Source organism: Parageobacillus thermantarcticus (assembly GCF_900111865.1).
Taxonomy (GTDB): Bacteria; Bacillota; Bacilli; order Bacillales; family Anoxybacillaceae; genus Parageobacillus; species Parageobacillus thermantarcticus.
The window spans coordinates 26,771-51,201 of record NZ_FOJS01000003.1; the positions used below are offsets into that span (position 1 = coordinate 26,771).

Sequence of the window (24,431 nt, forward strand, 5' to 3'; positions counted from 1 at the left end):
ATCGATCTTTTTCCATAAAAAATATAAAAGCCGAGGTTGTTCCAAAAACGTTTATTTTTGGGACAACCTCCTTTTTTGCATAATAAAACTATCCAAAATAAAACAATTGATGCAATCGCGCTTGTTTTGTTTGACGCAAGCTGCAGCAATTTGCAATAAAACTCCACTAGCGGCGCAAAAAAGCAAAAGCTTGCGGCAGCGCAAGCTTTTCGACGAACTAACAATCCGAACCTTTCACATGAAGCGGCGGCGGAACGATCCATCCTTTTTCCTTGTTCATTTTCAACAATCTGGCGCCATATTGCGCTTTTTTCATATGAAATTGGCCATACATCGCGGCGATATCTTCCCTGATGCACTGCCCCATTATCGTGCTGCACGCCACTAAACCGGCAGCAATATCTTTGCTAAGCATGGCAGCAATTTCCGGATCAGTAAACCTCGCGCCGGCCGGGATGTCTTCCAAACATGCTTTTGGCCGTTCCGGCGGTGATGGCGGAAGCGCTACTCCATTTTCTTTTAGCAAGTTTTCCGTTTCCTGCATCTCCGGTTTTAAAAGGTTTTCGATACTATCCTCAATAAACCGTTTTAAATCTTCATCACCCGTGTGGTTGAGCAATGTTTGATATCCGGATACTAACCCTTTTGTCGTTTGCAAATGCGACCATACGCCAAATATTTCTCCGTAGTGCATCGGCTCTTCTTTTGGATTGCCACTTAAAATACCCATCATATCCCTCCTAAAAAATTAGACGTTTGGATGTTACCTTTTCTTTAGATAATATGGATGGGGTTAAACAAAATTATACAAGAAAAACAAAATTTTCAATGTTTTTCTCCTTCGTGAGGAAGGCAAAATTCCCCACCCAGTAAAAACTCGGATTACTTTTTTTAGACTTGCCCACATTCTTCGTTCTTCTTGAAACACAGCAAATACATAAAAATAAAGGAAATACAAAACCTAAACAACAAAGCGACATCCACCAAAATAACGATTTTGCTGAAAAAAGTACGGAAGGAGATATCATGAGGAATATCGCCGCCTTATTTTCCATGTTGATGCCGGGATTCGGACAAATATATAATGGCCAGTTCATGAAAGGCGTCTTCTTTGTATTAATCGAACATTTCGATAATGCGCTAGGGCAAATCAACAAGGCGATCCACCTTGATTTTAACGGATTACACCAACAAGCTTTGGAAGCGGCAAATTTTGAATATGTCTTATTCTACCCCGGATTTTACGCCTATTGCGTATGGGACGCATGGTATTACGCAAAACCCGATGCTGATAAAGAAAAAACTCCGATTCCTTTTATCATTGGGGGATTCCTTGGAGCGGTCGGCGCAATATTTGGGAATCGATTGCCGGTACCTACTTTAACAGTTGCAATGCTAATCATCATTCCGATCATTTGCGGGATGGTGATATTTAGAAACGAATGAGTACCCTTATGTTCAACTAACTGCCATCTGTTTCCTTGTTCAACATCCATACATGTTCGCATATAACATTTTATTTAGGTGACAATATTTCAAAAAGAAGAACCGCGTCAAAAAATTTTTTTGACATCCATGAGACGGCTACAACGTTGATTTACCAACATTATTTATAAAGGGAGGATTTGGAATTGGCGCACAAAGTCGAAAAAAACATTATAATTTCTTCTTGGGTCATTACGTCTTTATTATTAATTTTATTTGTGCCAAGGGATAAAATCCGTGAAGCACAAATACCGTTTCTTTTTAAACAAGTGATCACTTGGCTTTTTGGATTAGTTGTAGTGGAAAAAGGTTTCATTGAATATCCTTATCGACTTTTCTTTAAGAAAGCTAATAAATCGAGCTTTACGTTTGAGTATTTTGTTTATCCAGCATTATGCACGTTGTTTAATCTTTATTATCCAGAAAGAAGGAACGCTTTGATAAAAGTGCTTTACTATTTTTTCCATACTTCGATTATTACATTTTTGGAAATCATCGCAGTCAAGTACACGAAGCTGATTCGATACAAAAAATGGACGTGGTATTGGAGTTTTATTACATTATGGATAACTTATTACATATCGCGCGTATATTATAGATGGTTTTTTAGAAATCGATTCTCCAATACATTGACATCATCAAGCAATTAGAACGCTGGCGCAACTTTGCCCAAAGCCACAAACCTGCGAGCCAAATCATACTTACCAGTTCGCATTCAGCCACTTTCTTTTGTTGATCTGAAGCAAAATTTTGGTTTACATCTTCCCGTGGCTGTTCTGTTTCTTTTTCCACTGCCGTTTTCTCTGATTGTTCCATCGTCTTTTCAGATTTTTTCTATTTTTGCTGCTCTTGCCTTGGCTCATCGACAGGTTGTTTTACTGGTTCTGTTGTTATTCCAAATGTAATTAATCCTGCCAAAAATACCACCAAGGCGATAAACGCCCGTTTAAATGACCCGTCTTTTTTGTCATCTTGCTTTTTAGCGGCCGCAACCCCACCCGTAAAGAAATAAAAAAGAAAGTCAACAAATGCAAGCAAAGCAACAATAAGAGCAATATTATCCATAATGCACCTCCCCTTCTCGCCTACACCATATCATAACTAACCCAAACATATTGTCGAATTATGTAAAAATTTAATAGAAAATTACCCATTGATGCGCTCTGTTAAATCCGCATTCGCGGAAAATTATTGAAGCCCAATCAAACTGATAAAAAATCCTGTATTATAAACTGAAGGGAAATGAAATGGAGGTGTCATTCAATGAGTGCTGGAGGATATGCAGGCGCTGGCTTTGCATTAATCGTCATCCTGTTCATCTTATTAATCCTTGTCGGTTGTGGTTGCTTTGGTGGTTACAGAAGAAGATATGGCTATGGTGGTTACGGACCAGGATTTGGATTCTGGTACTAACTTTTCTTTTTCATCTTAATGACGATTTGGGAATTTTGTTGAAATGCTTATGTTGAACTACGAGTGCCAATGGCCAAGACACACAAAAAAGGCGAGATTTATTTCGGTCTTTTCAGATTGTAGACAAAAACGCCAAAAAAGAGCATCTGCCTAGGAAAGCAGATGCTTTTTCAACAAAAAGGGGAATACGTTATAATCTTTTCCATTTTTTTAGATAGCGTTGAATTTTCATAAAAGAAAATATCGGTCTGCTTTAGAACCTCATTTGTGAATATAGACACGTGTTCCAATAGGGACCATCGATGATAATTCTATCACATCACGGTTATGCATTCTAATACATCCATGTGACACATTTTTTCCGATAGAATAGGGATTGTTTGTTCCATGTATTCCATAATGAGGCTTTGATAAACCCATCCACAATGCCCCGAAAGCACCTCCGGGGTTGCGTTGTTTATTGATAATTGTATATATTCCTGAAGGTGTCGGGGTTAACATTTTACCAACCGCAATGGGATACACTTTGATTAGCCTATTGTCATCATAAAGTTTTAATTGATGTTTGTTTGTTGATACATCGATCCAGCGTGCCATCAGACCATCTCCAGACAAAACAATTTAACATTTGTATTATTGTATGAAGTTTCTGGGGTTTTGCCATTAAGTTGTTTTCATTCCGCCCATCGCCTTATTGGTTTAAGCTAAATGATTCGCACGTCTATTCATCATTGAAAGGAAGAGCAAAAAATCAAGTCAAAATGTGGTCAAATGCTAAAAAATAGAGCGCAATCCCTTGATAAAACAAGGGTGTTGCGCTTTTGTGTTTACATCACCCGCTTAAACATTTTTTCGAGCTCATATGTGGAAAAGTGGATGATGATCGGGCGGCCGTGCGGGCACGTAAACGGATCGGTCGTTTTGCGCAATGATTCCAACAGGGCGAAAATTTCGTCATCGCGCAAGTATTCGTTCGCTTTAATCGAGCGTTTGCAGCTCATTAACATCGCCGCTTTTTCACGGAGTTGCCTAATATCGACTTTTTTCATCTCGAGAACTTGCTGGATCATCTCTTCAATAATCTCCGCTTCTTCTCCTTTCGGAAACCACGATGGATGGGAGCGGACGATGAACGTATTGTGGCCGAACGGTTCCAAAAAAACGCCGCATTTCGCCAATTCCTCACGATGCGCGTCAATCAGCACATATTCGTCTGCCGGATAATGAAACGTAAGCGGAACGAGCAATTCTTGCACTTCGTTTGTTACTTCCCCAACTTTTTCGCGAAAATATTCGTACTTAATGCGCTCTTGGGCGGCATGCTGGTCAATGATGTAAAGCCCTCTTTCGTTTTGCGCCAAAATGTACGTTCCATGCATTTGTCCGATTGGATAAAGCGGCGGAAGCCGGTCGTTCACGCGCGCTTGTTCTTGTTTGTCTGATTCCGTTTGCTCGCTCATCCCGACCCATTCATCGTTATCCGCGCTATGTTGTGTCGCTTCCGCTTGCGGCAACAGCGTGCGTTGTTTTTCCTTCGGCTCTTCCTTCTGTTCTTCCGCCGGACTCGGCTGTTGCGGTTCCCCGACATGAATGAGTGAAGAAACAACTGGCTCTTTCACGACATGTTCCAACGTCCAAGCTGCCTGTTCCGCTTTTTGTTTTGGCGTTTCTTTTTGCTTGGCGGTCACCTCGGGAATAAGCGTCCGCGCTTGAAGCGCCCGGCGGATGGCTTGGGTGACAAGCTCATTTAATTCGGCTTCTTTGCTGAAACGCACTTCCAATTTCGCTGGATGGACGTTGACATCGACTAAAATCGGATCCATCATCACCGATAAAAATACAATCGGATAGCGGCCGATCGGCAAAAGCGTATGATATCCCGCTTCGATCGCTTTCATAAGCGGAATGTTGCGCACATATCGCCCGTTGACGATCGTGGAAATGTAATTTCGCGACGCGCGCGTCACTTCCGGAAGCGAGATGAAGCCGTGAACGGTGAAATCGAGTGATTCTGCTTGAATCGGAACCATTTTTTTTGCGACATCCATGCCATAAATCGCGGCAAGCACATGGCGCACATCGCCGTTTCCGCTTGTATAAAGCAACTGTTTCCCGTGATGGCGCAAGCGAAACGAAACATCAGGATGCGCCATAGCAAGGCGGTTGACGACATCGGTGATATGCCCAAGTTCTGTATGAATCGTTTTCATATATTTTAAGCGAGCCGGTGTGTTAAAAAACAAGTTGGATACAGTAATATCCGTCCCTTTGCGGCTTGTTGTCCGTTCGCGTTTGACGAGTTTGCCTCCTTTTAAGACAACCCGCGTTCCCGGACCGTCTCCGGTGCCTGTTTTCATTTCGACTTCCGAGACGGAGGCGATGCTCGGCAGCGCCTCGCCGCGAAAGCCAAGCGTGCGGATGCGGAACAAATCGTGCTCGTCCTTAATTTTGCTTGTCGCATGCCGTTCAAACGCGACGAGACAATCATCTTCTTCCATTCCATCCCCGTTATCGATGACGCGAATTTTCATCAGTCCCGCTTCTTCTAATTCAATTTCAATGATGGTGCTATTGGCGTCAATCGCGTTTTCCACAAGCTCTTTGACGACGGAGGCAGGGCGCTCGACGACTTCTCCCGCGGCAATTTTATTGGACAGCTGATCGTCGAGCTTATGAATTTTTCCCATCGCTATGCCCCCTTTACTTTAATAGTTTTTGAATTTCGTACAATTTATTTAACGCTTCAAGCGGCGTCGTTTCCAGTAAATTGACGGACCTTAGCGCCTCAAGCGCCTTTTTTTCTTTTTTCGATAAACGCGATTCTTCCTTGGAAGGTTTCTCGTCGGCGAACATGCTGAGTTGTTCAAAGACCGCTTCGTTCTTGCCGCTCGCCTCTTCTTTTTCTTCTTTTCGTTGCTCTTGCTGCTCAAGCTCTGTCAAAATTTCTTTAGCGCGCTCGATGAGGGAGGAAGGAAGGCCAGCAAGTTCGGCGACATGAATGCCATAGCTTTGGTCGGCCGGACCTTCTGCAATTTTGTGAAGAAACACGACTTTTCCGTTTTCCTCGACGGCGCTCACATGGACGTTTTTCAGTTTCGGAAGCGATTGCTCTAGATCCGTTAATTCGTGATAATGCGTGCTAAACAACGTTTTCGCGCCAATATGGTCATGAATGTATTCGATGATCGCTTGCGCCAGCGCCATTCCGTCATACGTCGATGTGCCGCGCCCAATTTCATCGAACAAAATGAGGCTGTTTTGCGTTGCGTGAACGATCGCGTTGCGCGCTTCGAGCATTTCGACCATAAACGTGCTTTGTCCCGACACTAAATCATCAGCCGCGCCGATTCTTGTAAACACTTGATCAAAAATCGGGAGCACTGCTTTCTCTGCTGGCACGAAACAGCCGATTTGCGCCATGATGGCGGTAAGGGCAATTTGCCGCATGTACGTGCTTTTCCCCGACATATTCGGCCCTGTAATCAACAACAATTCCCGTTCTTTATTCATATAGCAATCGTTCGGTACATATGTTTGCGCTCCAAGCACTTTTTCTACTACAGGATGACGGCCAGCTTGAATGACAAGTTCCCGATGATCGGAAAACTGCGGTTTCACATAATGTCGCTCTTCACTGACGGTCGCAAACGACTGCAAAACATCAAGCTCGCTGATTGCTTTCGCCAACGATTGCAGCCGCGGAATATATTGTTTGACTTGTTCTCGGATGTCGACAAATAATTCGTATTCTAGTTCAATGCTTTTTTCTTCCGCTTCTAAAATGAGCGCTTCTTTTTCTTTTAATTCCTGGGTAATAAAACGTTCAGCGTTGGCAAGCGTCTGTTTCCGCTCATAGCGCCCTTTTGGCAATAAATGAAGATTCGGCTTTGTCACCTCAATGTAATAGCCGAACACGCGATTATAGCCGATTTTCAACGATTTGATCCCGGTTAGTTCCCGTTCTTTGCTTTCCAACTGGGCAATCCATGATTTTCCGTTGCGGCTTGCATCGCGGAAACGGTCGAGCGTCTCATTATACCCGTCCTTAATGATATTACCTTCTTTTACGGACAACGGCGGATTTTCTTGAATGGATCGCTCTAACAGATCGACAAGCTCCGAACATGGATCGAGCTTGTCGGCAAGCTGCTGCGCTTCACCATCGGAAAGATTTGCGACAATATCTTTTAACGCCGGGATTTGCTGAAGCGATTTTTTTAGCTGAATTAAATCGCGCGCGTTGACGTTTCCGTAGGCGACGCGGCCGGCGAGGCGCTCGACGTCGTACACTTCACGGAGGCGTTCGCGCAGCTCTTGGCGCTCAAAATAGTGGTGAATCAATGTTTCCACCATATGCAAGCGCCGTTCGATTTGTCCGCGGTCCAAAAGCGGACGGTCGAGCCATTGTTTCAGCAACCGTCCGCCCATCGCCGTCACCGTTTCATCAAGCAGCCATAAAAGCGAGCCTTTCCGCCCTTTGGAACGGATTGTCTCAGTTAACTCTAAATTTCGCTTCGAATACAAATCGATTTTCATATAGTGGTCGACTTGATACACTTGAACAGGCTGCATATGATCAAGGCGACGCTTTTGCGTGCGAATAATGTAATGAAGAAGACGGGCGAACGTGATTTGCAGCTTGTCCTGCGCAAGCCCGCCGGCAATCGCCGCAAACCCTTCCGGCATTTCCGTCCCGTCTTCGTACGAGATCGTCACTCCATATCGTTCTTTCAACAGCTGTTGCTCGCCGTTTGGAAAATCACTGGAAAGAACGATTTCTTTAGTCCCAATCGCATACAGTTCGTTCATCACGTCTTCAAAGGAGGCAAGAAGCGTGATGCGATTTTCTCCTGTTGATAAATCCGTATAGGCAAAACCGTACGTGCCGTCAGCGAACATCGTTACCGTCGCCAAATAGTTGTTTTCTTTTTCAAGCAGCCCTTTCCCCTCCATCACCGTTCCGGGGGTAATAAGCTGAACGACTTCGCGGCGGACAACGCCTTTTGCTGTCTTTGGATCTTCGACTTGCTCGCAAATCGCCACTTTATATCCTTTTGAAATCAACTGTTCAATATACCCTTGCGCCGAATGATACGGAACGCCGCACATCGGCACCCGTTCTTCGCCGCCGCCATCGCGGCTTGTCAACGTAATTTCCAATTCCTGCGCCGCTTTGATTGCATCATCAAAAAACATTTCGTAAAAATCGCCAAGACGAAAAAATAAAAAGGCATCCGGATATTGTGCCTTAATGTCCAAATATTGCTGAATCATTGGCGTATATTTTGCCATCGTTCTCCTCCAACCTTTTCTTTCCTTGCTTTTTCAACGACAATTTTAGCCCTCTTTGCTTATTTCAACGAACACTTTACACTTTATTTATTATAACAAGGGACAAAAGAAAAAACTAGGAAAGATGATTCCTAGTTTTTTACTCTTCATCGTCAAGAAGCAAATCTGGGCTTAAATCTTCCAATTCTTCATCAAGTTCGTCGTATTCGAAATCACTGTCACTGCTGCAGCCATCTGGGTGAATGGCGACACATACTTTCGTTTCTCCAATGACCTCGGCGACAAATTCCCGTTCTACATCGACGACGATTTTATTTCCGTTTGGCGAAATGGTGCACTCCAAGCAGTTCGGCTGTTGGATGACACGGACGATAATATCTGTATCATCGTTAATAATGTCATCATTGTCGCGGTATTTTAATTTCACGACATCCGTATAAGAGACGGTTTCCGTGACGACTTCTGTCTTTGTGTTGTTGTTGTACGAATACCAAACGTTAATGTCATAGTTTCCATGAATTTCTACGTTTTTATCACATTTTTTCGCGTCATAGCGATGGTTAATAATCCAGCACCCTAAAATGCTTGATGGCCGATTTGGAGACGTAACGGTATGCGTCGATTGCGTAAATTTACGGCCTTTCCCGACAACCGCTTTTGTAATAATTTCTCTGTATTCCGACATCCGAAAAACCCTCCTCAAATGAATCTTCATTTCATCCTATGCATGATTTCGCCTAATGTGCACATAAGTTGATGAATCATTCCCTTATAGTTCATTGTATGCATCGGTTTCGTATGATGTGCCTACTTTTTGGCCATAAAAAAAGACGCCCTTCCTCACAAAGGGCGTCTCCTTTTCCTTTCTTTAACGAAGATTAATGACAGCCGCAGCCGCCGTTTTTGCTATAGCGTATTTGCGCGCCCGTTTCGCCGCGCAATACGTCGCCGCCTGTTGATGCGATAATCTCATCAGTCACTGTATTGGAAATGGTAGAAGCAACAAGTTGGAGAAGATCGTTCACTTCCATTTGTGACTGCTGAAATTCACTGACGATTGGAATTTGCGAAAGTTCTTCATAAATCTCATCAATTTGTGCTTCTACTTTTTTCAGCGCTTCGTATTTGCCGTAATGTTTTAAATTGACCGCCTGTTTTTGCAGCGACTTAATTTGCTCGATCATCGTGCGCACTTTTTCATTCTGGTGTATTTTTTCTTCCGCGCGTTTAAAAAAATCGACTTCTTCCGTTTCCGCAATCATTTTTGCCAGTTCTTTCGCCTGCGCTAAAACTTCATCACGCGTATATTTTGCCATCTTATTTCACCTCGATCGCTTCTTCTACCATTTCCCCGTTCAATGTCCATGTTTTCGCCTCAGTAATCCGCACTTTCACCAGTTTGCCAATCGCCGATTTTGGCCCGGTGAAGTTGACCAATTTGTTTTTCCGCGTGTATCCGGCAAGGACATCCGGGTTGTTTTTGCTTTCTCCTTCTACTAATACTTCGACAACTTTCCCTTCATATTCCTTCATTTTTCGCGCAGAAATTTCATTGACAAGCGCGTTCAACCGGTGCAAGCGTTCTTTTTTCACTTCCATCGGTACATTGTCGGCCATTTTCGCTGCCGGCGTGCCTTCGCGCGGCGAGTAAATGAACGTATACGCAGAATCAAATTCGACTTCACGGTATAATGACAGCGTCTCTTCAAATTGTTCTTCCGTTTCGTTCGGGAAGCCGACAATAATGTCGGTCGTTAATGCAACGTCCGGAATCGCCGCTTTAATTTTGCGGACAAGTTCTAAATATTCCTCGCGCGTATATTTTCGGCCCATTAATTTCAATATTTCCGTGCTGCCCGATTGCACCGGCAAATGGATATGCTCCACTAAATTGCCGCGTTTGGCGAGCACTTCGATTAAACGGTCGTCAAAATCGCGCGGATGGCTGGTCGTAAAGCGGATGCGCGCAATATCGATTTTGCGGAGTTCATCCATCAAATCGCCAAGACCATATTTCATATCAGTGAAATCTTTTCCATAGGCGTTGACGTTTTGCCCGAGAAGCGTAACTTCTTTATATCCTTGGGCGGCAAGATGGCGCACTTCTTGGATGATGTCTTCCGGACGGCGGCTTCGTTCTTTCCCGCGCGTATACGGGACGATGCAGTACGTACAGAATTTGTCGCAGCCGTACATAATGTTTACCCATGCTTTAATGTTGCCTTTGCGCGCTTTCGGAAGATTTTCGATGACATCGCCTTCTTTTGACCATACTTCGACAACCATTTCTTTTGACATATATGCTTCATGCAAAATGTACGGCAAGCGGTGGATGTTATGCGTACCGAAAATCATATCAACATATTGATATTGTTTCAAAATTTTGTTGACGACCGATTCTTCTTGCGACATGCAGCCGCATACCCCAAGGAGCAAATCCGGGTTGTTTTGCTTAAGCGGCTTTAAGTGGCCGATCTCGCCAAATACTTTGTTTTCCGCGTTTTCGCGAATCGCACACGTATTCAATAAAATAACATTCGCATCTTCCGGGCGGTCGGTCGGCTCATATCCGAGCTCCATAAAAATTCCCGCCATCACTTCCGTGTCATGTTCGTTCATTTGGCAGCCATACGTGCGAATATAAAACTTGCGGCCTTTGCCCATGCCGCGGAATTGGTCCGGGATCGTGAAATCTTTGAAATATTTCACTTCTTCTTTTCCGCGTTTTTTCGCTTCTTTTAAGTTTGGCGGAATAAATACGCTCGTAAAATATTTTTCGTAATCTTTGCTCGTTTTTTTCTTTAACGCATCCAAAGCGGATTTTTTGTCCGTTGGATGATCAGCTGTTTGAATTTGCCCTGTTTGTGCTAAACGTTGTTTTTCGTTCATAATAATCTCCTTTCTATAAGAAAACTGCAAGAACAATGTTTTTCTCACATCATACACATTATCATAGTATATAATTCAGAACAAAATTAAACAATACTTTTCTTGTTCCGATTTATACGGAACATGCCATCATAACAAAATCACTCCCAACTAGGCAATACCTAATTGGGAGTGAATCATTTCCAAATTACATAAATTCAGCAACTAATTCTTCGAATTTTTCTTTGCTTAAGCGAAGGTCTGCTTCCGTAAGCGGTGTTTCGCTGTAACCGTGAAGCAACTCTTGGTAAGATTTTTGTTCTTTGTTTTGGTAAATAAGCCCCGTCACTAGTCCTTTATATTTCATCACCGTTTGCATTGCCATGGCGCGGTCAGACGGATCATATCCTTCGATGTCGCTGACTTTCACAAGATTTTCTTTAAACCAATCATATGTGTTCACTTTATTATATGTAACACACGGACTGAATACGTTAATAAGCGAGAATCCTTTATGCTTAATCCCTTCTTCAATTAAACTCGTCAATTCTTTTAAGTCGCTCGAAAAGCTTTGCGCGACAAACGTTGCGCCGGCACTTAAGGCGATTTCCATAATCGAAAGAGCCGGTTCGACAGATCCTTGCGGGGTGCTTTTCGTTTTAAAACCGACATCGCTTCGCGGCGATGTTTGCCCCTTAGTCAAACCGTAAATTTGGTTGTCCATCACAATGTACGTAATATCGATGTTGCGGCGGATCGCATGAATCGTATGCCCCATTCCGATCGCAAATCCGTCACCGTCGCCGCCGGCGGCAATGACCGTTAAATTGCGGTTCGCCATTTTCACGCCTTGCGCAAGCGGCAGCGCGCGGCCGTGAGTGCCGTGAAATCCGTACGAATGAATGTATCCAGAAATACGGCCCGAGCAGCCGATACCAGAAATAACTGCTAATTGGTGCGGCTCAAGTCCAAGGTTTGCCGCAGCGCGCTGAATGGCAGCCTGAACGGAGAAATCGCCGCAACCCGGACACCAGTTTGGTTTTACATCGTTGCGAAAGTCTTTAAACGTCGCCATGTTTATAACAACTCCTTGCATTTTGTATAAACTTCATTCGGCAAAAATGGGTTGCCGTCATATTTCAAGACATTAACGATTTTTTCAGCATGTCCAACATTCATTTTAAGAATGTTTGCAAGTTGCCCAGTTGCATTTTGCTCAACGACAACGACTTTTTTCGCCGCTTCGACAAGCGGTAGCACTTCTTCCGTTGGGAACGGATGAAGAAGGCGAATGTGCGCGTGGTTGACTTTCACGCCATCTTGTTCGAGGCGCTCGATCGCTTCTTCGATCGCGCCGCGCGTGGAAAGAAAACCGACAATGAGCAAATCAGCTTCATCGTGTTTAACATTTTTATGAACTGGCGTGTTGAATTGAATATTTTTTAATTTGCGCAAACGTTTATCCATCTGCGCTTTCCGGTTTGCCGCGGCTTCAGACGGCGTTCCCGTCTCTGCGTGCTCCACTCCCGTCACATGGTGAATGCCGTTTGGCGTTCCTGGAAGCACGCGCGGAGAAATGCCATCTTCTGTCACTTCGTAACGTTTAAAATTGCCTTTTTTCTCTAGCGGCGGAAGTTCACCTGTTACTAGTTTGCCGCGACGGATTTCGATTTTATCGTACTCCAACGGCTCAACCGTCTGCTTACCAAGAGAAAGCTGCAAATCAGACAGCACGATGACCGGGCATTGATATTCTTCCGCAAGGTTGAACGCTTCCGCCGTATCGTAAAACGCCTCTTGCACCGTGCTTGGCGCCATCACGATTTTCGGAATCTCGCCATGCGTGCCGTAAATCATCGCCATCAAGTCCGATTGCTCTTGTTTTGTCGGCAAGCCTGTGCTTGGACCGCCGCGCTGTGTATCCACGATGACAAGCGGCGTTTCTGTCATTCCGGCAAGCCCGATTGATTCCACCATAAGGGAAAGACCTGGACCTGCGGATGCCGTGAACGCCCGCACTCCAGCGTAGTTAGCGCCAATCGCCATCGTGCATGCGGCGATTTCGTCTTCCGTTTGAATGACGGCGCCTCCTAGTTCCGGAAGTTTTTTAATTAAATATTCCATAATTTCCGAAGCAGGAGTAATCGGATATGCTGCCATAAAACGCGCTCCGCCGGCTAGCGCCCCTAAGGCAATCGCGTCGTTGCCGATCATAAACATCCGCTTTTTCCCATCTGCTTTGGCTAGCTTCATCGTTTGCATGCGATCGCCGAGCTGCTCTTTCATATATTGTGCGCCGGCGCGAATCGCTTCCATATTTTTTTCTACTACTTGCTGGCCTTTTCTTCCAAAAATTTCTTGCACCACTTCTTGATATGCGCTAATATCAATGTCAAGAACTGCGCTGGAAGCGCCGACAGCGACCATGTTTTTCATAAGCGATGTTCCTAAATTTGTCGCGATATCCGTAAATGGAACGGCATACAACGTTACATTTCGATCTTCCGGAATCGTTGGATTAAATTTCGCGTCAGCGATCACGATCCCGCCATCGCGCAATTCATGAAAGTTAAAATCAATCGATTCTTGGTCAAACGCTACTAATATATCAAGATCATCGGCAATGGAACGGACTGGCGTCGTGCTTACGCGAATCTTGTTGTTTGTATGCCCCCCTTTAATCCGCGAAGAAAAATGGCGATACCCATATAAATAATAACCTAGACGGTTTAGCGCAATGGAGAAGATTTCACCGGTACTTTCGATCCCTTCTCCTTGCTGCCCCCCAACTTTCCATGAAAGCTGATGAATCATTGCTTACACCCCTTTAAGTTCGGTCAAAAATTACAATTATAAGTGTAGCACTTTCCCGATAAAATCACTAGACTTTAAGACAATGATTTTTGCAAAAATTTTAGCATATAAAAATCTTATATCCAACTATTTCGTTTTAGCAAAAAAAGCAGCTGCGCTTATCGCAGCCGCCGCGAATACTTTTGCTTTTTCCATTACTGCGGCAAATGATCGTAAAAATTGCGGAATAAAAACCGTTCCACTTCTTCTTCCGAATAATGTTTTTGCAGCTCGTTCACCAGATTTACATAGCATCTTGCATTTTCAAGTCCTTTTGCCGTTTCTTCCATCCCGTCAAAATCGGAGCCAAATCCAACGTGTCTCGCGCCTCCGAGCGAACAAACATGCTCTAGATGGCGGAGAACGTCAGAAATCGCCGCTCTTTCACTCTCTTTCGTCAAAAAATATGGAACAAATGTAATTCCGATCATCCCGTTTTTCTCCATTAATGCGCGAATTTGTTCGTCGCGCAAATTGCGAGGATGCGGGCAGAAACGATATGTATTAGAGTGGGAAGCAATCGGGAATTGCGCGATTTCTAATGCGTCCCAAAACGCTTTTTCTGATAAATGGGAGACATCGACCCAACGTTTCGCTTCATTCAGATGCTGCACGACTTGTTTTCCGAATTCTGTTAATCCAGCGCCGCGCTGTTCCCATGCTCCGTCCGCTACGGCGTTCGCCCAATTCCATGTAAGTCCGACGGACGAAACGCCAAGGCGAAGCAACGTTTTTAGCTTCACAAGGCTTGTCCCAATCGCGTCACACCCTTCGAGCGTTAGCATCGCACCAATTTCATTTTCTTCCAATGCGTCAATATCCCGTTTGGAACGGATGAATTTCATTAACGGAAACCGGTCAATGATTCGTTCAAAAAAGAGATCGATCATTTCCAGCGCAACCGTAAAACGTGCTTCTTCCGGAACGTTTTCCGGAATATAAATGGCGAAACATTGAACTTTTACTTTCGCCTCTGCAAGCGCTGAAAACGTAACGTGAAGATGTTGTCCGTCGTGAAACGATAAAGATCGATCCATCCATAATTTCATTAAAGCATCACAATGGGCATCGAAAATCATAAAACTCCCTCCGCAATAAAACTAAAAATAACCTGCTTGCCTCCCATTTAGGCTCAAGCAGGTTATATTCCTAATCATAAATGTTAGCAGTTAACGTGGCTCTACGATTAATTTAATCGCCGTCCGCTCTTCCCCATCAATGATAATATCGGTAAACGCAGGAATGCAAATAAGGTCCATGCCGCTCGGTGCCACAAACCCTCGTGCGATGGCTACTGCCTTAACGGCTTGGTTTAATGCACCTGCACCGATCGCTTGAATTTCGGCTGCTCCGCGTTCGCGCAATACCCCGGCAAGTGCACCAGCTACAGAGTTAGGATTCGACTTTGCTGAAACTTTTAATATTTCCATTTCTAGTTCCTCCCTCATTTCCTCAAAAATTCTTTACAAAAATAGTTCTATTGTTACTATATTCACTGTTTTGCCAAGTATTCCTGCTATGTTCGCAAATATTTTTAAAAATTCCTAAAACAACGATTATTCAAAATAAGGATAATCATCATTGATGAAAATTCGTTCAATTTTGTTGGCTCGTCCCGTTTTCGCGTCAATATCAATGAGCACGGCGTTTAATTGGCTTCTCCCTTCTTTCACTTCAAAGCGGACAGGCAACGATGTTAAAAATTTCCGCAACACCGCCTCACGATCTACTCCTAAAATTCCGTCATACGGGCCAGTCATCCCAACATCCGTAATGTATGCCGTCCCTTTTGGCAAAATGCGGGCATCTGCTGTTTGCACGTGCGTATGCGTGCCGACAACCGCGGACACCCGCCCGTCCAAATACCATCCCATCGCTTGCTTTTCGCTTGTCGCCTCCGCATGAAAATCAACAAAAATCATCGGTGTTCGCCGAGACGCTTCCTCAATCAGTTCGTCCGCTTTTTTAAACGGACAGTCAATGGCCGGCAAAAAGATTCTTCCTTGCAAGTTAATAATCGCTACTTCCATATTCTCTACTTGCACATATACGATCCCTTTCCCCGGCGCTCCTTCGGGCAAATTGGCTGGTCGTATCAGCGCCTTGGCATCATCGATAAATTCAAAAATATCGCGTTGATCCCATGCGTGATTGCCAAGTGTCACGACATGGACGCCTTGTTCGAGAAACGCACGATAAATTTTTTCCGTAATACCTTTTCCTCCTGCCGCATTTTCTCCATTCATGATGATCACGTTCGGTTTATGCTTTTCTTTTAATTTTGGCAAATATTGTTCTACCATTTTTCTTCCTGGCGAACCGACAACATCGCCGATAAATAATAATTTCATTATATATCCCTTTCTAAGCTGAAATATAACTAGTTCAAGTTTGTCATAAAATATAAAAAAAATAAAGTGGCGATGCCGCCACTTTATTTTGCGTATTCAACCGCTCTCGTTTCACGAATAACGGTAATTTTAATATGGCCTGGATAATCGAGCTCTTCCTCGATCCGTTTGCGGATTTCCCGCGCCAATCGATGCGCTTCTAAATCATCGATCGCGTCTGGTTTCACCATAATGCGCACTTCCCGTCCCGCTTGGATCGCGTATGATTTTTCGACACCTTCATATGATTCCGCGATTTCCTCCAATTTTTCAAGACGGCGAATATAGTTTTCCAACGTTTCGCTGCGCGCTCCCGGTCTTGCCGCCGAAAGGGCATCCGCCGCTGCGACAAGCACCGCAATGACGGAAGTTGGCTCCGTATCACCGTGATGGGAAGCAATGCTGTTAATGACAACTGGGTGTTCTTTATATTTTGTCGCTAATTCCACCCCGATTTCCACATGGCTACCTTCCACTTCATGGTCAATCGCTTTGCCAATATCATGAAGAAGGCCGGCACGTCTTGCCAACATTTCATCTTCGCCAAGTTCCGCCGCCATCAAACCAGCTAAAAACGCCACTTCCACCGAATGCTTCAAAACGTTTTGCCCGTAGCTTGTCCGGAATTTAAGCCGACCTAAAATTTTGATCAAATCCGGATGCAGTCCGTGAACGCCAACTTCGAACGTCGTCTGTTCGCCGACTTCACGAATATGCTCATCCACTTCCCGTCTTGCTTTTTCCACCATTTCCTCAATTCTCGCCGGATGAATGCGCCCATCTTGAACCAATTTGTCCAAGGCGATTCTCGCCGTCTCTCTACGGATTGGGTCAAATCCCGATAAAATAACCGCTTCCGGCGTATCATCAATAATTAAATCGATGCCGGTAAGCGTTTCAAGCGTACGAATATTCCGGCCTTCGCGGCCAATGATTCGTCCTTTCATTTCGTCATTTGGCAGATTAACGACAGATACAGTCGTTTCGGCAACATGATCAGCCGCACAGCGCTGAATTGCCAGCGATAAAATTGCTTTTGCCTTTTTATCCGCCTCTTCTTTCGCGCGTGTTTCCGCTTCTTTCACCATCACCGCAATTTCATGAGACAGTTCTTTTTCGACACGTTCTAAAACGATTTGCCGCGCTTCTTCGCGCGTTAAACCGGAAATTCGTTCTAATTCCATTTGTTCTTTTTGAACAAGTTCTTCCACTTTGCTTTCCATTTGTTCAATATGTTGTTGTCTTTGATTAAGCGCATCTTCTTTCTTTTCTAAAAGCTCCTCGCGTTTGTTTAGCGCTTCATCCTTCCGCTCCAGATTTTCCTCTTTTTGCAGCAATCGATTTTCTTGCTTTTGCAATTCGCTTCTACGATCGCGAATTTCGCGTTCGACTTCTGTGCGAAGTTTGTGAATTTCATCCTTTGCTTCAAGAAGCGCTTCCTTTTTCAGCGCATCGGCTTCTCGTTTCGCTTCTTCAATGATTTGATTTGCTGCTGCTTGTGCGCCGCCAATTTTCGCTTCCGCAATGGATTTCCGAACAAAAAAGCCAACAACGGCACCGACAACTAAGGCAAGCAAGACAAGCAAAGCGGAGATGATGATGGAACTCATTTCTTTCACCTCCTCTTGCTACAAACTAATTGTTACGAAATGACTGTCAGCATACAACGTACAGTATTTCTTATTGGCATCAAAATCAGCAACACATACAATCCGCCCATGAATGGAACTGGTGTACGGCTGAAGCCGATAAAGCGAGAATTTCTTCATTTTGCGCAAACGCGTTCCCATTTTGCCGAATGTCCCATACAATAAACACCATAATTGGCGTTTAACGTCCAGTTGGCTCAATCCAAAATTTTTCTTCTATAGCGCGTAACCTTTGTATGTGAGCCATTTTTAGCTAGCCGGAGTCACGGGCGTTTATAAGGTTGATTATTGTAAAATATACATGTTAATTTTAAAGGTGGCAAATTTTATTGTCAAGATATAGCAAGTTTCTCCCTATAACAAACAAAGATATATTAAAGCAAAAGTAAAAAAAGGAAGGAAACAATCGTTTCCTCCCTCGTTTATTCTTGCAAAAGTCCAAACTCCTCCTGTTGTGGCTCGTTTGCATCATTTGAATTTGAAGGCGACTCAATCCCGTAATGTTTACGAATTTCTTGAGCAATTTCTTCCGCGATATGCGGATTTTCTTTTAAAAATTGTTTTGCATTTTCGCGGCCTTGACCTAAGCGCTCGTCTTTATACGAATACCAAGAGCCGCTTTTTTGCACGATATCTAACTCTGACGCCATATCAATAATTTCGCCTTCTCGGGAAATTCCTTCCCCGTACATAATATCTACATCAGCCGTTTTAAATGGTGGGGCGACTTTATTTTTCACGACTTTGATTTTCGTTTTATTTCCGACCATATCGTTGCCTTGCTTGATTTGTTCAGCGCGACGGACTTCAAGACGAACCGAAGCGTAAAATTTTAACGCGCGACCGCCTGGAGTCGTCTCCGGATTTCCGAACATCACACCGACTTTTTCGCGAATTTGGTTAATGAAAATCGCAATCGCCTTTGATTTATTAATCGCTCCTGATAATTTACGCAACGCTTGCGACATGAGGCGAGCCTGCAAGCCAACGTGAGCGTCGCCCATTTCTCCTTCAATTTCCGCTTTCGGCACAAGCGCTGCGACAGAGTCAATGACGATAATATCAACCGCACCGCTTCTTACGAGCGCTTCGGCAATTTCCAGCGCCTGCTCGCCTGTATCCGGCTGGGAAAGCAGCAACTCATCGATGTTCACGCCTAATTTTTGCGCATAAATTGGATCAAGCGCATGCTCTGCGTCGATAAACGCCGCTTGCCCTCCTTGTTTCTGCACTTCGGCGATCGCGTGCAACGCAACCGTCGTTTTCCCGGAAGACTCAGGTCCATATATTTCAATAATGCGGCCGCGCGGATATCCGCCAACACCTAAAGCGATATCGAGCGCAAGCGATCCGCTTGACACGGTGGATATTTTGCGATCCGTTTGTTCTCCAAGCCTCATGATCGATCCTTTTCCAAATTGCCTTTCGATCTGTTTTAACGCCTGTTCCAAGGCAGCTTGACGATCTTGATTCACCAACAAACTCCTCCTTTTTCTTGACTACTTATACTATACCTTTTTTTAAGGCGGTTGCCAAGAAAAAAATCGAACGTTCATTCGTTTTTTGGATGGCGGGAATAGAAAAATTCTCCTTTTGCAGTGAAAAAAAGCAGTGAGGACAGCGAGAGAAGGAAGACAGCTACAAACATGTAGCTGCCAATTTTTTTAATATAATGGAGCAGCCGTATTTCGCAGTGCGAGTGCGAATCGCATCACGCTGGCCAGATAATGAGAGGGCGTAGACGTCCGTTTCATTTTCAGAGGTGGAAATGCCAATATATACGGTACCGACCGGTTTCCCTTCAAGCGGATCAGGCCCTGCTACGCCTGTAAAACTTATGCCAATATCCGCATGGCAAAGCGTGCGGACATTTTCCGCCAACAGCTTCGCGCAGCGTTCGCTTACCGCACCGTCGGTTGCTAACACAGAAGCGGGAACGTGAAGAACTTTCTCCTTTACTTCATTGGCATAGCAGACGACCCCGCCGCGAACCACTTGGGAAGCGCCGGGAACGGCGGTTAATTCCGTTAAGAAAAGCCCGCCCGTGAGGCTTTCGGCAGCCGCGATCGTTTTCTTTTTTTCTTTCAACATCTTTACGGTCTTTTGAAACAGCGTTTCATCGTTGTAACCATAAAAATAACGACCGACGCGCGCTAAAATCGCTTGTTCAGTTTTATCAAGAAGCTTTTTCGCTTCCATTTCGGAATGGTGTTTCGCTGTCAAACGCAGCGTTACTTCCCCATCGCCGGCAAGGGGGGCAATCGTCGGGTTTGACTGCTTATCAATAAGATCTTCAATTTCCGTCTCAAGCTGCGATTCACCGATTCCGAAAAAGCGCAGCACGCGAGATTCGATGCGCTCATGACGGTCGAGCTTCTCCATTAAGAACGGGCGCCCGTATTTGCTGAACATCAGCTGCATTTCCTTTGGAGGGCCAGGAAGAAGCATGTACGTAATCGCATCGATCGTTAGTGCCATTCCAGGCGCCATTCCGTGCTCGTTTTTCAACACGGTGGATCCTTGCAATACAAGCGCCTGTTTTTTATTGTTTTCTGTCATCGTTCGGCCTGTGCGGGCAAAATACGCTTCAATGGAATGAAGCGCCTCCTTGTCGATGACAAGCTCCCGCCGCAATAGGCGAGCGATCGTTTCCTTCGTTAAATCATCTTTCGTCGGGCCAAGCCCGCCTGTGAAAATAATTAAATTCGCCCGCGTTTGCGCCACTTTTACCGCTTTTTCCAGACGAGCGGCATTGTCGCCTACAACAGTATGAAAATATACGTTAATGCCAAGTTCAGCGAGCTGGGCAGATAAAAACTGCGCATTCGTGTTGGCGATCTGCCCAAGCAATAATTCGGAACCAACAGCGATAATTTCCGCGTTCAATGAAAGCGCCCCCCTTTGTTTGGGTCAAGCCAGTCTCAAATGATTGAATCCAACAAGCTTGGGTTTAATACGATCTTTTGTTTTGACTGTGCGCATATTTCCGTTATTTTGAATGCAAGAAAACATGTTTATTTTTCACAAAATAATCCCAACCAGACCAAATCGTAAAAATGACTGCCACCCAAAGCGCTAAATCAGCAAACGGAAAGGAAATAAGAGAAAAAGGAAAATTATGCAAGAGAAGGGCGGAAATCGCGACAATTTGCGTCCATGTTTTAATTTTACCAAGCATGTTGGCGGCCATCACTTCCCCTTCTCCAGCAAGCACAAGCCGAAGCCCCGTAACGGCAAACTCACGGCTGATGATGACAATCACCATCCATGAAGGCGCATAATGAAGTTCGACAAGCACAATGAGCGCCGCTGAGACAAGCAGCTTATCAGCGAGCGGATCCAAAAATTTTCCTAAATTAGTCACAAGCTGATATTTCCGGGCATAATATCCGTCAATCCAATCGGTTGTCGAAGCGATGATAAAAATAAGCGCGCCGATCAGGTGGGCGATTGGCAGCGTTTCTGTTCCAATTTTCACGCTACCCCACCCAAATGGGACCAACATAACTATTAAAAATAACGGTATGAGCATAATTCGTGCCACTGTTATTTTATTAGGCAAATTCACTGTGAATACCTCCGCTGCTAAACATGTAAAAGCGCCATCTCATCAAAGACGACGTTACGATTTTTTAAAGACAAATTTCAGTTTTTGATATACTTCGTCGTTCGGATCGATTGGATAGTTGAAAGGTTGTCCGTTTACTTTCACGTCGACATCGAGCGTTCTGCCGACTTTGACAAACACTTCCGTCTCCGTCGATAAATCGAACGTTTGCGTTTGCCCGTTCGCTAAATTTCCTTTGAAAAAGGAATGGCCTTTTGTATTATACACTTCTACCCAAGAATTCCCTTTCGACGTCAATTCAATGACAAATTTGTCCGTATTCGTCAATTCGATCGTTGATAAATTTCCGCTTTTTTCTACAACTGTAAGCGTAAAATCCGAAGAAGGAGATTCTTCTGTTTCTTGCTGCTTCTCCGCGTTTTCCTGTTTTTTCTCTTTTTCTTCCTTCGCGGCCTTTTCAAGCGGAGAGTTTTTCGGACGTTCCACCTCTGCCGTCGTATCTCCTGTAATCTGATTTTCCGATTTGCTTCCTGCGTCATATTGCTGCAAAAGCAGCCAAATCACGACTGCGATGCCGACGACCACCGCAGCAATCAGCAATTTTGGCAGCAAATCCCCCCATTTCAAACCGCTCGTGGAAATTTGTTGCCGCGTTTTTACTCGCGATAATTGTTGCGGAATTTCTTCTTGATACGACTGCGGAATATCTTGCTTGTACTCTTCAAATATTTCTTCTGGGTCAAGCCCGACGGCCTCAGCATATTGTCTAATAAACGCTCGAACATAAAAGTTTCCCGGCATAATCGCATAGTTTCCTTCTTCAATGCCGATCAAATAGCGCTTCTGAATTTTCGTCATCTCTTGCAACTCGTCCAAACTAATGTTTTTCGCTTCTCTTGCTTCCTTTAAACGTTTACCTAGTTCCGTCAACGACAAACACCTTCCACTTTTTTATTAAAAGTCAAAATCAGAAAATCCATCATTGCCAAACAGCGACGGCTGTTCGATGATATCGTACGTAATTTCTTCATTTGGATCATTGCGCAATTCAATAATATAATGAAAATCATCCAAAGTGTACTCGGTATGACGGATAAAAATATCCGGATGCTCCACCACCTTTGTCGCTTCAAGGCGCATCAGTTCCCGAATAAGCTGCCAATGCCTTTCGTTCGCCCGCCGAGTGGATACGATACCGTCAATGATAAAAATATTGTCTTCGCTATATTCGTCTTCAATCAGCTGGCTGCGCACCGTTTGCTTAATCAGCGTTGATGATACGAAAAGCCAACGTTTATTCGCACAAACACTTGCGGCAACGATCGATTCCGTTTTGCCGACGCGCGGCATTCCGCGAATGCCAATTAGTTTATGGCCTTTCTCTTTAAAAATCTCTGCCATAAAATCAACAAGCAGCCCAAGTTCATCGCGGACAAAGCGAAACGTTTTTTTATCATCGGCGTCGCGCTGGATATAGCGGCCATGACGGACGGCAAGGCGATCGAGCAGCTTCGGCTGCCGCAGCTTTGTCACTGTAATATTATCCATTGTTTGCAAAATGGTAGACAACCGTTCGATTTGTTCGTTATTATCGCAAAGAAGAAGCATGCCACGCCGCGAACCATGGACGCCGTTAATCGTAACGATATTAATAGACAACATTCCTAATAATGAAGCAACGTCGCCTAACAACCCCGGACGGTTAATATGTATTTCATATTCCAAATACCATTCCTGCTTCCCCATCCCGTCTCTCCTCCCACATACAAAATGCCCGCACAAACTCCCATGATAAGTTCATACTACTATAATATCGAATGGAAAAGCAAAAGAAAAGGGAATATAGAATGAAAAAAAGAGGGGAAATTTCCCCTCTCTACACGTTTATTTTTGCTGCACCAATTTGATCATCATGTTTGCAATAGCGTGCTGCTCTTGTTCGTCAGCAACGCTCCAGAGGTCAGCAAGCAACCGTTCTTCCGGGTTTTTTGGATCTACTTGTTTTGCTAAATAATCACCGATTTGATAAGCGACGTCTGCGATCACTTGTTGGTTTAACCCTTGCTGCTGCGCTTGTTGAAGGCGGTCTGCCAGGAAGTCTTTCCATTGTTCGAAGTTGTCCAATACAGACATACGCGTAACCTCCTTGATTTTCGTTTCAAGGATAGTTTGCCTGCTTTTTGTTAAAAATATACTTAACAGTACCAACCGCCATTGACGGAAATAATTTGTCCCGTTATGTAGGAAGCAGCGTCAGAAAGCAAAAATGCCACTGTTTTCGCCACCTCATCCGGCGTGCCGATGCGCCCGATCGGAATATCGTCGGCAATCGAGCGCAATTCTTCCTCGCTGAATCGGCGCAACATATCGGTATCGATCGCCCCCGGAGCGACGGCGTTTACGCGGATGCCGCTAGGTGCTAATTCTTTTGCTAGAGCTTTCACAAACGCGTTTTGCCCGCCTTTGACCATGGAATAGACAACTTCGCAAGACGCGCCTGTTAAACCCCAGATCGATGAAATCACAACGATATTTCCCCGCTTGTTTGCGATCATCTGTGGCAGCAGCTTTTTCGTCAATAAAATCGGGCTTGTTACATGAAGCTGAACCATTCTTCGCACCAACTCATCGCTCATATCCGTGATGAGACCGTAATAGCTGTTCCCGCTATTATGAATAATGACATCGATGGGACGATGAATTTGCGAAAGCAGCGTATCTACGCCATTTTCATGTGAAAGATCGGCTTGAACGGGAATGACATGGACGTTGGTTAATTCATTTTTCAATTTTTCTACTTGCTCGCGGCGGCGGTGATAGTGCAAAAAAAGACCGTAGCCGTCAGAAGCGAGCTGACGGGCAATGCTTGTCCCAATTCCCCCGCTTGCTCCGGTAATAAGTGCGTATTTCATC

25 protein-coding genes are annotated in these 24,431 nt (G+C 44.5%); 3 read left to right on the forward strand and 22 right to left on the reverse strand.

The genetic code is table 11. The features are described 5' to 3' along the window. Positions 1 to 217: 217 nt before the first annotated feature. On the reverse strand, positions 218 to 730 hold the full coding sequence (locus tag BM278_RS03325; RefSeq protein ID WP_090947946.1) for a DUF3231 family protein: 513 nt from the start codon (positions 728 to 730) through the stop codon (positions 218 to 220). A gap of 296 nt (positions 731 to 1,026) precedes the next feature. On the opposite strand from BM278_RS03325, the gene BM278_RS03330 reads away from it, so the two are divergent. Both BM278_RS03330 and BM278_RS19435 read left to right on the forward strand, forming a co-directional pair. Next, entirely contained in the window at positions 1,027 to 1,446 is a 420-nt protein-coding gene (locus BM278_RS03330; protein ID WP_090947947.1) for a hypothetical protein, read from the forward strand. Positions 1,447 to 1,703: 257 nt separating this feature from the next. Continuing rightward, the gene (locus BM278_RS19435; protein WP_279625737.1) at positions 1,704 to 2,135 is read left to right on the forward strand and encodes a CBO0543 family protein; all 432 of its coding nucleotides are present in this window, start codon (positions 1,704 to 1,706) and stop codon (positions 2,133 to 2,135) included. On the opposite strand, the gene BM278_RS18625 is transcribed toward BM278_RS19435, so the two are convergent. Together BM278_RS18625 and BM278_RS03340 are read right to left on the reverse strand one after the other, a co-directional pair. Further along, the gene (locus tag BM278_RS18625; RefSeq protein WP_167359571.1) at positions 2,092 to 2,301 is read right to left on the reverse strand and encodes a hypothetical protein; all 210 of its coding nucleotides are present in this window, start codon (positions 2,299 to 2,301) and stop codon (positions 2,092 to 2,094) included. The two genes, BM278_RS19435 and BM278_RS18625, sit on opposite strands and share 44 nt — an antisense overlap. Positions 2,302 to 2,319: 18 nt before the next feature. Continuing rightward, positions 2,320 to 2,550 (reverse strand): hypothetical protein, encoded by a 231-nt coding sequence (locus BM278_RS03340; protein ID WP_090947949.1) that lies wholly within the window; start codon positions 2,548 to 2,550, stop codon positions 2,320 to 2,322. Positions 2,551 to 2,727: 177 nt separating this feature from the next. Between BM278_RS03340 and BM278_RS03345 the strand changes: the two genes are divergently transcribed. Further along, complete coding sequence (locus BM278_RS03345; RefSeq protein WP_244151082.1) at positions 2,728 to 2,898, forward strand: YjcZ family sporulation protein; 171 nt, start codon at positions 2,728 to 2,730, stop codon at positions 2,896 to 2,898. A gap of 261 nt (positions 2,899 to 3,159) precedes the next feature. Here BM278_RS03345 and BM278_RS03350 read toward each other — a convergent pair whose 3' ends face one another. From BM278_RS03350 to ymfI, 19 genes are all read right to left on the reverse strand, one after another. Beyond that, a complete protein-coding gene (locus BM278_RS03350; protein WP_090947951.1) occupies positions 3,160 to 3,495 on the reverse strand; it encodes a L,D-transpeptidase in 336 nt (111 codons plus the stop codon). Between the two features lie 230 nt (positions 3,496 to 3,725). Continuing rightward, entirely contained in the window at positions 3,726 to 5,585 is a 1,860-nt protein-coding gene (gene mutL, locus BM278_RS03355; protein WP_090947952.1) for a DNA mismatch repair endonuclease MutL, read from the reverse strand. Positions 5,586 to 5,598: 13 nt separating this feature from the next. Further along, positions 5,599 to 8,190 carry a DNA mismatch repair protein MutS gene (gene mutS, locus BM278_RS03360; RefSeq protein WP_090947953.1) on the reverse strand — a complete coding sequence of 864 codons (2,592 nt, stop codon included), beginning with the start codon at positions 8,188 to 8,190 and terminating at the stop codon, positions 5,599 to 5,601. A 139-nt stretch (positions 8,191 to 8,329) separates the two neighbouring features. After that, entirely contained in the window at positions 8,330 to 8,875 is a 546-nt protein-coding gene (locus BM278_RS03365) for an outer spore coat protein CotE (protein WP_090947954.1), read from the reverse strand. Between the two features lie 193 nt (positions 8,876 to 9,068). After that, complete coding sequence (locus tag BM278_RS03370; protein ID WP_090947955.1) at positions 9,069 to 9,506, reverse strand: YlbF/YmcA family competence regulator; 438 nt, start codon at positions 9,504 to 9,506, stop codon at positions 9,069 to 9,071. A gap of 1 nt (position 9,507) precedes the next feature. Then, positions 9,508 to 11,079 carry a tRNA (N6-isopentenyl adenosine(37)-C2)-methylthiotransferase MiaB gene (miaB, locus tag BM278_RS03375; protein WP_090947956.1) on the reverse strand — a complete coding sequence of 524 codons (1,572 nt, stop codon included), beginning with the start codon at positions 11,077 to 11,079 and terminating at the stop codon, positions 9,508 to 9,510. A 187-nt stretch (positions 11,080 to 11,266) separates the two neighbouring features. Next, on the reverse strand, positions 11,267 to 12,133 hold the full coding sequence (locus BM278_RS03380; RefSeq protein ID WP_090947957.1) for a 2-oxoacid:ferredoxin oxidoreductase subunit beta: 867 nt from the start codon (positions 12,131 to 12,133) through the stop codon (positions 11,267 to 11,269). Between the two features lie 2 nt (positions 12,134 to 12,135). Beyond that, positions 12,136 to 13,872 (reverse strand): 2-oxoacid:acceptor oxidoreductase subunit alpha, encoded by a 1,737-nt coding sequence (locus BM278_RS03385; protein ID WP_090947958.1) that lies wholly within the window; start codon positions 13,870 to 13,872, stop codon positions 12,136 to 12,138. Between the two features lie 194 nt (positions 13,873 to 14,066). After that, positions 14,067 to 14,990, reverse strand: coding sequence for a dipeptidase (locus BM278_RS03390; protein WP_090947959.1), 924 nt, complete (start codon positions 14,988 to 14,990; stop codon positions 14,067 to 14,069). Positions 14,991 to 15,080: 90 nt separating this feature from the next. Continuing rightward, positions 15,081 to 15,341, reverse strand: coding sequence for a stage V sporulation protein SpoVS (gene spoVS, locus BM278_RS03395; protein WP_003251598.1), 261 nt, complete (start codon positions 15,339 to 15,341; stop codon positions 15,081 to 15,083). A 126-nt stretch (positions 15,342 to 15,467) separates the two neighbouring features. After that, positions 15,468 to 16,262, reverse strand: coding sequence for a TIGR00282 family metallophosphoesterase (locus BM278_RS03400; RefSeq protein WP_090947960.1), 795 nt, complete (start codon positions 16,260 to 16,262; stop codon positions 15,468 to 15,470). Positions 16,263 to 16,345: 83 nt separating this feature from the next. Beyond that, positions 16,346 to 17,911, reverse strand: coding sequence for a ribonuclease Y (gene rny / locus BM278_RS03405; protein ID WP_090947961.1), 1,566 nt, complete (start codon positions 17,909 to 17,911; stop codon positions 16,346 to 16,348). Between the two features lie 461 nt (positions 17,912 to 18,372). Beyond that, complete coding sequence (gene recA, locus BM278_RS03410; RefSeq protein ID WP_090948078.1) at positions 18,373 to 19,425, reverse strand: recombinase RecA; 1,053 nt, start codon at positions 19,423 to 19,425, stop codon at positions 18,373 to 18,375. A 163-nt stretch (positions 19,426 to 19,588) separates the two neighbouring features. Further along, positions 19,589 to 20,836 (reverse strand): competence/damage-inducible protein A, encoded by a 1,248-nt coding sequence (locus BM278_RS03415; RefSeq protein WP_090947962.1) that lies wholly within the window; start codon positions 20,834 to 20,836, stop codon positions 19,589 to 19,591. Between the two features lie 103 nt (positions 20,837 to 20,939). Continuing rightward, positions 20,940 to 21,518, reverse strand: a complete 579-nt coding sequence (gene pgsA / locus BM278_RS03420; protein ID WP_090947963.1) for a CDP-diacylglycerol--glycerol-3-phosphate 3-phosphatidyltransferase — start codon at positions 21,516 to 21,518, stop codon at positions 20,940 to 20,942. Between the two features lie 54 nt (positions 21,519 to 21,572). Continuing rightward, positions 21,573 to 22,448 (reverse strand): helix-turn-helix domain-containing protein, encoded by an 876-nt coding sequence (locus tag BM278_RS03425; RefSeq protein ID WP_090948079.1) that lies wholly within the window; start codon positions 22,446 to 22,448, stop codon positions 21,573 to 21,575. 24 nt (positions 22,449 to 22,472) lie between these two features. Next, a complete protein-coding gene (locus BM278_RS03430; protein WP_064550971.1) occupies positions 22,473 to 23,264 on the reverse strand; it encodes a DUF3388 domain-containing protein in 792 nt (263 codons plus the stop codon). Positions 23,265 to 23,402: 138 nt separating this feature from the next. Beyond that, positions 23,403 to 23,651 carry a DUF3243 domain-containing protein gene (locus BM278_RS03435; protein ID WP_090947964.1) on the reverse strand — a complete coding sequence of 83 codons (249 nt, stop codon included), beginning with the start codon at positions 23,649 to 23,651 and terminating at the stop codon, positions 23,403 to 23,405. A 62-nt stretch (positions 23,652 to 23,713) separates the two neighbouring features. Then, positions 23,714 to 24,430, reverse strand: a complete 717-nt coding sequence (gene ymfI / locus BM278_RS03440; protein WP_090947965.1) for an elongation factor P 5-aminopentanone reductase — start codon at positions 24,428 to 24,430, stop codon at positions 23,714 to 23,716. Between the last annotated feature and the right edge of the window lies 1 nt (position 24,431).